Origin of the sequence: Virgibacillus sp. 6R (assembly GCF_001895305.1) — a bacterium.
GTDB classification, from domain to species: domain Bacteria; phylum Bacillota; class Bacilli; order Bacillales; family Amphibacillaceae; genus Virgibacillus; species Virgibacillus pantothenticus.
Genome location: NZ_CP017762.1, coordinates 3,923,491 through 3,935,849, shown reverse-complemented (window position 1 = coordinate 3,935,849; position 12,359 = coordinate 3,923,491). Strand labels below are relative to the sequence as shown.

The window sequence follows — 12,359 nt, the reverse complement described above, 5'->3', positions numbered from 1 at the left end:
GGCGAACCCCGCTGGAAAGCGGTTTTTGCTTTCCGAGGAAGCTGAGAAGACCTGCGGAAGCGAAGTATTTTGACATAGCGGTGATAGAAATTTTATTAATGCAAATAAGCCGAACAATGATAAATGGATTGTTCGGCTTTTGCTATATAGTATTTGCTTATTTCCTAGAATTTTATTATTATTTCTTTAATGACAATTGTTCGTTTTCTGTAAATACCCTGGACCTGGTTAAAAACCGTTTCCCTTCAGGCCCTTCTAAAGAAAACATACCACCTCTCCCGTCAACTACGTCAATAATGAGTTGTGTATGCTTCCAATAATCATATTGATCCTTTGACATGTAAAATGGTGCTCCACCAATACTGCCCAATAAAACATCAGCCTCACCTACACGGAATTCATGGAGAGGATAGCACATTGGGGAACTGCCATCACAGCAACCACCAGACTGATGAAACATTAAGTCACCGTGTTCCATCTTCAGTTTTTCTATCAGATGAAGCGCTTCTTTTGTTGCCGTTACCCGTTCAACCATATAATCCCCCATTTAATGAACGATTTAAAATAATCCTACTGGACCTTCACTATAGCTGACGAACAAATTTTTGGTTTGCTGATAATGACTAAGCATCATTTGATGATTTTCCCTGCCTATTCCTGACTTTTTGTAACCACCAAAGGCTGCATGAGCAGGATATTGATGGTAACAATTCGTCCATACACGACCAGCCTCAATATTACGCCCAAACCGATAAGCAGTATTAATATTTCTTGTCCAAACACCAGCACCTAAACCATACAATGTATCATTTGCAATAGTTAATGCTTCTTCTTTATCTTTAAATGTAGTTAATGAGAGGACTGGCCCAAATATCTCCTCTTGAAAAATTCGCATCTTATTATCGCCTTTAAAAATAGTTGGCTCTACATAATATCCATTTTTCAGATCAGGGTCAGCTATTTTTCGTATTTCACCACCAATTAAAACCTCTGCTCCCTCCTGTTTGCCAATATCTAGATAAGATTGGATTTTTTCCATTTGCTCCTGTGAAGCTTGAGCACCCATCATCGTAGCTGTATCTAGTGGATGCCCTAGTTTAATTTGTTTTACCCGCTCGATAGCTCGTTCGATAAATTCATCGTATATCGTTTCTTGAATCAAAGCCCGAGATGGACATGTACAAACTTCTCCCTGATTCAATGCAAACATTACAAAACCTTCAACCGCTTTGTCTAAAAATCCATCGTCTTCATCCATCACATCAGCAAAGAAAATATTCGGAGATTTCCCACCAAGCTCCAGTGTTACTGGAATAATATTTTCAGAAGCATACTGCATAATCAATCGCCCAGTAGTCGTTTCTCCAGTAAAGGCAACCTTTGAAATTCGGCTATTTGTAGCAAGAGGCTTACCTGCTTCTAAACCAAAGCCGTTAATTACATTAACAACACCAGCAGGAATTAAGTCTTTAACTATTTCTAACCAGATATGAATGGAGGCTGGTGTTTGTTCAGCTGGTTTCAAGACGACACAATTTCCTGCAGCCAGTGCAGGAGCAAGCTTCCAAGTCGCCATTAGCAACGGAAAATTCCAAGGAATAATCTGCCCTACTACCCCTAGTGGTTCATGAAAATGATAAGCTACCGTATCTTTATCAATTTGACTGACTCCACCTTCTTGCGCTCGTATAACCCCTGCGAAATAGCGAAAATGATCAATAGCAAGCGGTATATCTGCAGCCAAAGGTTCTCGAACAGCCTTTCCATTATCCCATGTTTCTGCAACAGCAAGCTTTTCGATATTTTCTTCCATGCGATCTGCTATTTTATTTAGCAACATAGAACGCTCCGTTACCGACGTTTGGCTCCACGTCTTTTTAGCTTCATGTGCTGCATCTAAAGCAGCTTCAACATCTTCTTTCGTGGACCTGGCAATTTGACAAAATACTTCTCCTGTTACTGGGCTAACATTTTCAAAATACTTTCCGTTTGCAGGCGGTTGATATTTACCACCTATAAAATTGCCATACCTATTCTTGAAATGAACAACTGCACCCTCTGTATTTGGATTGGCATACCTCACGGAACAATCTCCTCCCTTTTTTGAAAGCGTTTGCAAGTGGTTCGAAAACAACAGTTGGTTATAGGTCCAGTATAACAAACGATTCCGAATTATTGCAAGATTATACTTTTAAAGTAGCACATAGCGTGGGTTACTGCAAAAGCTTAGCTGTAAACATATAGGTTATTCATAAGATAACAATATTGGCAGGTTAAATGAAATTTCACATGTTCACGCGGTATTTGGATAACTTCCATAGTTGTAAAGGATTTCTGAATGCACCGATCTAAATCTTCCATATGCAAAAACCCTTGATGGGACATCAAGGGTTAGCAGCAATAAATAAGAGATACTTCTTACTGGTTCATGCTACTTAAGTTCAGGAAGAATCCTTACTTCCTTTTGCATCGTGGACTTACATAACGGACATGTTGGTTCCTCCTCAAAACTATACGATTCCCTCATCCAACCTTGGCAATCGTCACTGGTGCATGACCAAATGTTCGTTTCCACTTCTGGAACCGGTTCTTTTGGTCCACGTGAAAAAGACATATGAGCATCTCCTTTCTTATACTAACTTCTATTATACGCCTATTGTTACTAGAAAGAAAGCTACTGAAAAAACGGAGCCTGTCAAATATTTACAAGGCTACTCTCATCTTGAAACCTTTCAACTAATGCAGCATATTCACCCGCAATTTCAAGCATGTTGTGACGATCTCTCTATTCATACTTTACGACACAAAAAAGAACCATCCTTCGTGTATCTGTTTCTAAGTTTGACAGCTCTATTCTACTTGTATTATATGATAGTTAGATCACCTTTATGTACATAATTAAACTTATAGGCAGTTCAAGTAAATAACAGGTATTCAGAACAAAGGCGCAGGGCGCCCGTTTAGCAACGTAGCGAATGGAACGAATCAACTGAGATAAAGGAATCACGGTGAGGTAACGAACCGATGAGGCCTTATCGTAGGGCGCATTTCTAAAGTCGCCTAGTTGCTGGGCTCATGCGCCGGACGTGGCTATTCAGTTATTTCGTTATCTCCAAGCACCTCATTTTATACTTTCTTATTCTGTTAGAAAAACTTGGCTTGTCGCCAATTCTTATGGCGGATAGCCTTTGTTTTTCTTATACTATAAACCAAAAAAATCTTATACTTTCCTATAGTGCAAATAAGCCGAACAATTATAAATGGATTGTTCGACTTTTGCTATATAGTATTTGCTTATGTCCCAGCCTCATTGTAGAACAAATGATTCTTCGGTTATATATTTTTACAAACTTTAAAAGATAGCAATCCTATATCTTTCACAACAAATACACAAAGCCAATGTATTTAATAAGTTTACAAAGCAAACCGCTGGATTGCTTTTCCTACCCCATCCTCATTATTAAAATCCGTGATATAATCTGCAGCTTTTTTCACAGCTTCTTGCGCATTCCCCATGGCAACACCAATACCTGCCTGTTGGATCATTTTGATATCATTTAAGCTATCACCAACCGCCATTACTTCATCCATCGTTATTCCTAGTTTTTTACATACTTTTTCTAACGCACGAGCTTTATTTACCCCTTCAGGATTCACTTCCATATTCGTTGGTAATGAGTTCGTCATTTCCAAACCCTCAATATAAGAGAGCTCTTTAATCATTTTTTCTAAAATCACTGGATCATGTGACTCACATCCGAATTTCAACCAGTCTAGTTCATGAACATTATCCGGTAATTCATTACGATATACTTGTTCTGTTGTAATCATCCATGTTGTAAGCCCAAGCTCAGTTGCAATATGATACATCTGTTCAATTTTTTTAGAATCGAATAGATGTTGCTCTACAAGTTCTTTGTCTTTCGTCCAAATCTGTCCCCCATTCACTGTAACGAGGTAAGATTGTAAGCCTAGCGATTCTGCATACGGATAGCATGATTTTAACCAGCGCCCCGTACTCAATACAACATGTATCCCCTTATCCATTGCGTCAGAAATTGCTTGGCGAGTCAGTGGTGTTACTTCATGATCCATTGTTAGTAACGTGCCATCCATGTCTAAAGCGATTAGTTTAATACTTTTTGCTTGTTCCATGTTATTGCCTCCATTTATTCCATTTTTCTTTTCAAAGCAATACCCCGATCATATATACTTGTCGTTATATAAGGAATAATAAGTAACGCAAATAAGATAAAGAATAACAGTTCAATGTTAAACATATCTACAACAATCCCACCTAGTACTGGTCCAACCATTCTTCCAGCCGCACCAACACTATTTACTATTCCTTGATAAAAGCCTGTTCTTCCATGTGGTGCTAAATCATTTGCCAACGTAGGAACTGCGGGCCAAACAAGCATTTCTCCCACTGTTAAGATTACCATAGCTATAGCAAACATGCTAAAGGTTTCCGATAATAATGCAATAAGAAAGGAAATAAGGAAAATTGTATTTCCAACATATATCTGCATTTTTTGGGAAGTTACCTTTTTCGTAATCCATTTTATCAAAGGCTGTCCTAAAACAATAAGAAAGCCATTAATGGCCCACAAACTACTATATAACTCTAATGGTATTTGTAAATCTTGCGTATAGGAAGCGATGGTCGATTGCCATTGACTATAAGCAATCCATGTCACTAAGAATCCACCACATAAAATAAGTAACGCAACAAATGCCGTTTTATCTTTCATAGTTCCATGTTGCTTTAAAACAGTCGTATGCATCTGCCTGTCTATAGAAGAATCCATTGGTTTAAATGTAAACAAAACAATAAGGAAAAAGCTAAAAAACAAGACTGCATTGCTAATAAAAATATAATTAAATGAAATGCTTGCCACATAGCCACCTAAAGTAGCCCCTAAAGCAACACCAAAGTTCTGGGCAACATAAATGGCATTAAACGCCCGTCTTCCCCCTTCTTTCCAAATTGAACCAGCCATTGCAAACATAACCGGCCAAGTTATGCCAGAACCAAAACCGATGAAAACAAGGGAAATAGAATAGACAACAATGTCTTGGTGAAATAAAACCATAACAGCTGAGGCAATAATTGCTAGACCTGTTCCATAGAGAATCGTTCTATAAGGGCTAAACTTATCAAACAATATTCCTCCTAATAAGTTACCTGCAATTGAAGCACCCTGGTTAAGCATTAAAATAAACCCTGCAAAAGCAAGGCTTTTTCCAAGTTCATTATGCATATATATGGTGTTTAATGGCCATAAGAAAGAAGCTCCAGTGACATTTACAGTTGTTGCTATTACTAGTAGCCAGATTTGTTTTGGCATACTTATCACCTGCTATCTTATGATCGTATCTATGTTATTTTAAACCATTTCGTATACCGAATCAATAACGTTGCTCTACGTCTTTTGTAAAGTTTTATTAATTGATTGAGCTGCAAATAAGCTTTAAGCAGAACGATAGTATGCGCTTGTTAAAAGACTTGCGTAATCGGCTTTTAGATTATGTGAGCTTAACCTTTTAAGAACTTTTTCCTTTAAAATTTCTATTCTAGCTATGTTATAAACTAGCAATGATTATTTTTACAGCATTCATTAAATCAAATTGCGACCAGCTGGGAAGTTCTTTTTTCAAAGCAAGTTCATGAGAGGCCGGGAGGTGTATAAAACCAGCAGGAGTCGGTAAATTTTGCTTTTTCACGAAGTGTAGGGCATGATACATCACATTGTTACATACATATGTCCCAGCAGTATTAGATACTTTAGCAGGCAGCTTTTCTGCATGTAATGTAGCGATGATTTCCTGTAATGGCAGGGTAGAAAAATAACCGTCGGCACCGTCATCAACAATTACTTCTCCATTCGGTTGATAACCACTATTATCTTTTGGACCATCATTACAATTAATCGCAATTCGTTCAGGTGTAATAGCGGTTCTTCCGGCAGCTAAGCCTAATGAAATGATAGCATCTGGTTCAATTTCTTCTATGTAAGAAATCAATTGTTTGCCAGCTTGCATAAAAGCAACAGGCAGTTTTCTTCCAACAACTTCATGGTCTCGAATCTTTTCTCCGTCTAGCTTTTCAGCGATTTCTTCGGTTGGGTTTATAGGATTATCTAAAAAAGCTGAAAAACCGGTTAACAATACTTTTTTCATATTTTCAGTATCCCTTTCCTAAAGTTAATGTGTTTAAAATCTTCTTACCCAAATTCCATCATATCATATTCTAAAAATGAAAGTATCTTCGCTTTATCAATTTAGAATATCAAAAATGTAACAATTTAACTTTAAAATTTCTATTGACAATGAAAGCGAAATCATCTTATCTTGCTGATTGTTTCATCTATGCATATAATGTTAACTATGGGAAAATAAAGGGGGAATATGTATGTTTTCGTCAACGTGGAATTGGATGTGGGAGAAACATGACGAAATAAAATCTATGTTTACGTTTTTTGTTAGGGCTAATACCTCTAGATTATCGACAAGTAGGTCCATAGACCCTTCTGATACTCTAGCAGGAAAAAATCATGATTATCGAGGCAACCGCAATTATAAACCAGGGCAGATCATCGGTTTAATTGCTGGACCATTACTTTTTGCCATCACTTTATTATTTTTTTCACCTGAAGGTTTGTCTCAGGAAGGCTTAGCAGTCTTAGCGAGTACCATTTGGATTGCCATTTGGTGGATGACAGAGGCCATACCAATACCTGCAACTTCCTTATTACCGATAATCCTATTTCCGTTAACTGGTGGATTAGATATAGGTACAACGACGTCTTCCTATGGAAGCGATACCATTTTTCTATTTATGGGTGGATTTATGATAGCGCTAGCAATGGAAAAATGGAATTTACACCGCAGAATTGCCTTATCGATTATTTCTGTAATTGGAACAAATACGAATCGAATTATTCTAGGATTCATGGTTTCTACTGGTTTTTTATCCATGTGGATTTCCAATACAGCTACAGCGATGATGATGGTTCCGATTGGATTAGCGATCATTTATCAAATTTCCGAGGCGTTAAAAGGGAACCCTTCCATAGACACATCAAAAGAAAACTTTGCTTTCGGAAAAGCTTTAATGCTAGGTATCGCTTATTCTGCTTCTGTTGGCGGAATTGCAACATTAATTGGCACTCCACCTAATGCCGCTCTAGCTGGAGTAATTAATAAAATGTATGGGATAGAGCTTTCCTTTGCCAAATGGATGCTATTTGGAGTACCAATTGCATGGGTCTTTATTTTAATCATCTGGTTTTACCTTATTAAAGTAGCCTACCCATTAAAATTAAAGGAATTACCAGGCGGAAAAGCGGTAATTCATCAGGAAATACAGAAGCTTGGCAAGTCTTCAGCAGAAGAAAAAGCTGTTTTCACAGTCTTTGTACTTACTGCTTGTGCCTGGATCTCACGTTCGTTTTTCCTTGTCCATATCAATCCAAACATTAATGATGCGATTATTGCAATGTGCGCTGCCGTCATTTTATTTTTACTGCCATCCAAAAATCATAAAGACACATTTTTACTAGATTGGAATACAGCAGTTAAACTTCCATGGGGCATTTTGTTATTATTCGGAGGCGGTTTAGCGATAGCAGCAGGATTTACACAGTCTGGCCTGTCTGAATGGATTGGAAATCAATTAACAGCATTGCAAGGCATTCATATTTTCATTGTATTGTTAGCCGTTACCGGACTAGTTATTTTCTTAACGGAAATCACTTCAAATACGGCAACAGCAAATATGATGTACCCGATTATGGCAGCGCTTGCTATAGCATTAGGAGTACACCCGTTTGTAGTTATGATCGCTGCTGGAGTGGCATCATCCTGTGCATTTATGCTGCCAGTTGCAACACCACCAAACGCCGTCGTCTTTGGCTCGGGTTACTTGCGAATACAGGATATGGCTAAATCCGGCTTTGCTTTAAATATTATTGGCACCATTCTTGTTACATTAGCAATCTATTTCTTACTCCCTATTTTCTGGGGCATAAACATTAATGAAGTGCCTAACTTTGTAAAGTAGAAGATTTTAGCGTGGTGGAGGATAACATAAGTAAAATGTCATGAAGACGGTTCGAAATAAAATAACAGTCAATTAAAATGAGGTGTTTGAATTCGATTGAACTATAACCTATTTTTAAAGTCTAACATGTGGGAGCTATAGTTGATAACAAGCTCCCACATGTTTTTTCCATTGTTTAATGCTAGAAATGGAAGTTATAGAATAAATAGCATATGTTGAAATGTTAACGGCACTTCAAGCCCAAATAGGTCACCACGCTATTTTCCCCATAATAACTTCATTGTTTGCGCCAGTTGCTGCAGGAAGATTATTCGTTCTTTGCTTATAGCATTGATACCCTAATATAGCAAAGGAGATAGCCTCTTTGGCATCTGCGGACATCCCAATCTCTTCTATCCCGTACACGCTTACATCTAGAGACAAATAATTGGCAATAAATCGCATTAACGTTTTATTATATCTCCCTCCTCCACTAATGAATACTTCCTTTAAATTAGCAGACTTTATAAACTTATTTATTTCCATAGCGATTGTTTTTGCAGTTAGAGCTGTTATCGTAGTAATCTTATCTGTATGATTCATCTGATAACGCTCTCCTTCTTGCCATAATCTTTTTGCAAACGCTTCGCCAAATAACTCTCTTCCTGTACTTTTTGGGGCCGCTAGCTGAAAGTAAGGATGGTCCAAGAGCTGTGACAACCAATCTTCATTAACCTTCCCCTTCGCTGCTATATCGCCATTTTTGTCATAATTCTGTGTATGATTAGTAGCCCAGCTTGTAAAAGCATCTATAATCATATTCCCCGGACCTGTATCATATGCTAAAACATTCGCTTCTGTACACCCCTTTGGAAGAATGGTAACATTTGAAATTCCTCCAATATTGACGAGTACTCTCCCATGTTCTTCTTTTCGAAACAATTTATAATCCGTATAAGGAACTAGTGGGGCTCCTTGTCCTCCAGCAGCCATATCCCTTGTTCTAAAATCACCAATTGTCATAATTCCCGTTTTTTCTGCAATCATTCCAATATCCCCAATCTGTAAAGTTGAGGTTACTTCGCTTCCTGCAATCATCTTTGGTTCTGGTTGATGAAAAATAGTTTGACCATGTGAACTAATTAATGATATTTGTTTGGATGATAGCCCCGCTTCTTGTATTGCTTTAAGCGAGGCATCCGCAAATAGTTTTCCAAGGTACATGTTCATACTTGATATTTCCTCAATGCTTGCTGTTTTAGGATTACATATGGTTGAAATTTTATCTCTAATTGTTTGCGAGTATGACAAACTAGTAAAATGCAACAGTTTAAAATCTAACGTATCCATTTGGTCTTTTATTTCAACAACAGCTACATCAACTCCATCTAAGGATGTACCAGACATTAAACCAACAACAAGATTGCTTGACTGTCTTGAACCTAGCATATTTCATTATCCTTTCTTTTTAAATATAACAAGTACATAAGCATTTTAGATTGTTCTCCTGTTAACTATAGCACAACACACAACTTTATTGAAATTATATTTCAAAATATAAAAGATATAGATGTATTTATGTTTCAATTGATTCAAATACTCAACTTGTTATTTAAAAATGAAAGAACTTAGAAGTTATTGTTTTCGACGTAAGCTTTTTGGTAAATGGAAAATGATTAACGCTAATCCAATTCCTAAACTAATATAGGGCAGAACAAGAGTTGGATCTTCATAAATAAAATATGCCCCTACGCCGGTAAAAAGCCATCCCATTAATTCGTAAAGTAGATGTTTGAACATCTAGTCTATTCCCCTCCTCTCAGATGCTTATTTTTTTGAAATTTAGTGGCAAAATGAACAAAGAATAAGTACGCAATTGGTAACAAACCAAGTAATATAATTAAACCATTCCAATGAAAATAATGCCATATAGGAGCTAAAGCTGAACTTCCTAAGGAAACCCCAATATAATAAGCTACTAAATATAAACTGGAAGCACTTCCTTTGTGATGCGTTGCTGTTTCACTTACAGAAGATGCTGTAAGTGAATGGGCTGTGAAAAAGCCAAGACACGCAATACAAAGTCCTACCATGATGATGATTAACGAATTGCTTAGCGTAATGAATACCCCTAGCGAGAGCGTTAGAATTCCAGCTACACGTACCTTTTTCAATCCAATAAATCCTGAAAGCCATCCAGCTAATGGCGAACCAACTACACCGAGTCCGTATGCAAAGAAGAAATAAGATATGGTTTGCAATGGCAATAAAAATGGCTCTTCCTGCATGTGAAATGGAAAATATGTCCAAACTCCTGTAAACGACATTTGCAAAATAATCCCTAACCCAAATACGAGCAGAAGCGCAGGGTTTTTAAGATGAAATACGAACCCTTCGATATCTTTTTTAAATCGTAAATTACTGGGCTGGAAGAAGCTTGAACGAGGTAGCATCAAATGGACAAGTAACCATATAATGGTTCCACTAATTGCTAAACCATAGAATGCAGTCTGCCACGATACAACGTCTGCAATGACCCCCGTTATTACTCTTCCAACCATGCCACCAAGCGCATTACTAGAAATGTATAGCGCCGTTGCAAAAGCCGCACTTTTAGGTTCAATCTCCTCATGAATATATGCAAGAGCCGCTGCTGGCAGCCCAGCAAGCGCAAACCCCTGGATAAGTCGAAGCACAATCAATACGATAAAACCGTCTGTCAAAGGCATCAGTAAAAAAGGGATGATAGATCCTAATAGGGACAGTTTAATAAATTTCGTCCTGCCCATCCGATCAGATAAAAATCCTAACATAATCAGACCAACAATTAACCCAATAATGGTAAACGACATAGACAAACTGGATACAGATACACTAACTTCAAATTCCTCCACAAATACAGGGAGCAGTGGCTGGACAGCATACATACTAGCAAAAATAAAAAAAGAAGCTAACGCTAGACTAGCTGTAATTTTCCAAAAGTAAATATCTTTTAAACTATATGGTGACGAGTCGCTCCATTTGTCATTCATCGCTTCTTTCTTCGTCATTCTCTGTTCATCAGTCGAATACATACTTATCTCTCCCGGCTCCGAAACCAAATATGACCACAATCATGGCTACTATAATTAACGTTACTAATGGAATATCCCAAGTTTGTGTTGCGTCAAACAAAAAGCCTATGGCAATCGGACCAAAAGCTGCGAGAATATACCCAAAAGACTGCGCCATTCCAGACAACTGAGCAGCTTGCTTTGCATCTCGAGCACGCATTCCAAGTAATGTTAATGCTAAAGCGAACATTCCACTTAATGAAAAACCAATCAAAACAATACTAATGATCATGGTCCCAAACGTTTGCCCCCATAAAAGACCTCCATAACCACTAATGGCGAATAATCCCATTACGAGCACGACACCTTGCTGTGAACGAAATTTACCAGCAATGACAGGGACAATAAAACTTGCCGGCAAACCAATAAATTGCATGAAAGATAACAACCACCCAGCAGCTGAAGCAGTTATTCCATTCGCCTGCAGAATTTCCGGCATCCAGGAGATGGTGACGTAAAATAAAGAAGATTGAAATCCCATAAACCCAGCAACTTGCCATGCTAATGGGGAGCACCATATTTGATTTTTAGTACTATTTCCATAATACACCACATGTCGTTCTCCTTTTTTCCGTTTCATTAAGAGAAACCAAACTACAATCCCCGCAAACGCAGGAACCGCCCATACCCATAAGGCAATTTGCCATCCCATGCCTAGTCCTTCAGCAATTGGAACACTTACCCCTGAAGCTAATGCCGCAAAAACCCCCATTGCTGTAGAATAAATACTCGTCATAAGTGCTACCTTAAATGGGAAGTTTTCTTTTATGATGCTCGGTAATAACACATTACAAACTGCTATCCCTAACCCAACGAATAATGTTCCTGCAAAAAGAAGACCAATAATTGCAAAACTGCGCAGGCTAATACCGATAAACAGAATAAGCAGACCTGCCACCATCACAGATTCATTTGAATATCGATGACTTAATCTGGCTACTAACGGAGACGTGATTGCAAATGCTAATAGTGGAAGACTTGTAAGTAATCCTGCACTCCAGTTAGCTAGTTCAAGGCGATCACGTATCACACCAATAAGAGGACCCACAGATGTGATTGCTGGACGTAAGTTAAAAGCAGCGACTATGATTCCCGTTATTAATAAATATTTGTACAATATGGCTTTCTTTTCGTTTGTTTGCTCCACTTCGTCGCTACTCTCCTTTGTAAAGAATTCCTCTCTAATATAGCATAACTTGCTC

11 protein-coding genes are annotated in these 12,359 nt (G+C 37.9%); 1 reads left to right on the top strand and 10 read right to left on the bottom strand.

The annotated features are described in order from the left end of the window. Positions 1 to 178 precede the first annotated feature (178 nt). From BKP57_RS17745 to BKP57_RS17720, 6 genes are all read right to left on the bottom strand, one after another. Positions 179 to 535 carry a DUF779 domain-containing protein gene (locus tag BKP57_RS17745; protein ID WP_072742089.1) on the bottom strand — a complete coding sequence of 119 codons (357 nt, stop codon included), beginning with the start codon at positions 533 to 535 and terminating at the stop codon, positions 179 to 181. Positions 536 to 559: 24 nt separating this feature from the next. After that, positions 560 to 2,083, bottom strand: a complete 1,524-nt coding sequence (gene exaC, locus BKP57_RS17740) for an acetaldehyde dehydrogenase ExaC (RefSeq protein WP_050352296.1) — start codon at positions 2,081 to 2,083, stop codon at positions 560 to 562. A 348-nt stretch (positions 2,084 to 2,431) separates the two neighbouring features. After that, positions 2,432 to 2,614, bottom strand: coding sequence for a cold-shock protein (locus BKP57_RS17735; protein ID WP_050352295.1), 183 nt, complete (start codon positions 2,612 to 2,614; stop codon positions 2,432 to 2,434). Between the two features lie 800 nt (positions 2,615 to 3,414). Further along, positions 3,415 to 4,155 (bottom strand): Cof-type HAD-IIB family hydrolase, encoded by a 741-nt coding sequence (locus tag BKP57_RS17730; protein WP_050352294.1) that lies wholly within the window; start codon positions 4,153 to 4,155, stop codon positions 3,415 to 3,417. Positions 4,156 to 4,169: 14 nt separating this feature from the next. Further along, complete coding sequence (locus BKP57_RS17725; RefSeq protein ID WP_050352293.1) at positions 4,170 to 5,351, bottom strand: MDR family MFS transporter; 1,182 nt, start codon at positions 5,349 to 5,351, stop codon at positions 4,170 to 4,172. Between the two features lie 235 nt (positions 5,352 to 5,586). After that, complete coding sequence (locus BKP57_RS17720; RefSeq protein ID WP_050352292.1) at positions 5,587 to 6,183, bottom strand: pyroglutamyl-peptidase I; 597 nt, start codon at positions 6,181 to 6,183, stop codon at positions 5,587 to 5,589. Positions 6,184 to 6,415: 232 nt separating this feature from the next. Between BKP57_RS17720 and BKP57_RS17715 the strand changes: the two genes are divergently transcribed. Then, positions 6,416 to 8,065 carry an SLC13 family permease gene (locus tag BKP57_RS17715; RefSeq protein WP_050352291.1) on the top strand — a complete coding sequence of 550 codons (1,650 nt, stop codon included), beginning with the start codon at positions 6,416 to 6,418 and terminating at the stop codon, positions 8,063 to 8,065. 249 nt (positions 8,066 to 8,314) lie between these two features. Here the strand turns inward: BKP57_RS17715 and BKP57_RS17710 are convergent, their stop codons facing one another. The 4 genes from BKP57_RS17710 to BKP57_RS17700 all read right to left on the bottom strand — a co-directional run bounded on the left by BKP57_RS17710 (position 8,315) and on the right by BKP57_RS17700 (position 12,304). Next, a complete protein-coding gene (locus tag BKP57_RS17710; protein WP_072742088.1) occupies positions 8,315 to 9,493 on the bottom strand; it encodes an anhydro-N-acetylmuramic acid kinase in 1,179 nt (392 codons plus the stop codon). Between the two features lie 186 nt (positions 9,494 to 9,679). Beyond that, positions 9,680 to 9,844: a hypothetical protein gene (locus tag BKP57_RS22305; protein ID WP_156875372.1), complete on the bottom strand. Its 165-nt coding sequence runs from the start codon at positions 9,842 to 9,844 to the stop codon at positions 9,680 to 9,682. Positions 9,845 to 9,849: 5 nt separating this feature from the next. Then, complete coding sequence (locus BKP57_RS17705; RefSeq protein WP_232231218.1) at positions 9,850 to 11,118, bottom strand: MFS transporter; 1,269 nt, start codon at positions 11,116 to 11,118, stop codon at positions 9,850 to 9,852. Beyond that, complete coding sequence (locus tag BKP57_RS17700) at positions 11,105 to 12,304, bottom strand: CynX/NimT family MFS transporter (RefSeq protein WP_050352289.1); 1,200 nt, start codon at positions 12,302 to 12,304, stop codon at positions 11,105 to 11,107. The genes BKP57_RS17705 and BKP57_RS17700 overlap by 14 nt, the downstream gene beginning before the upstream one ends. Positions 12,305 to 12,359 lie beyond the last annotated feature (55 nt).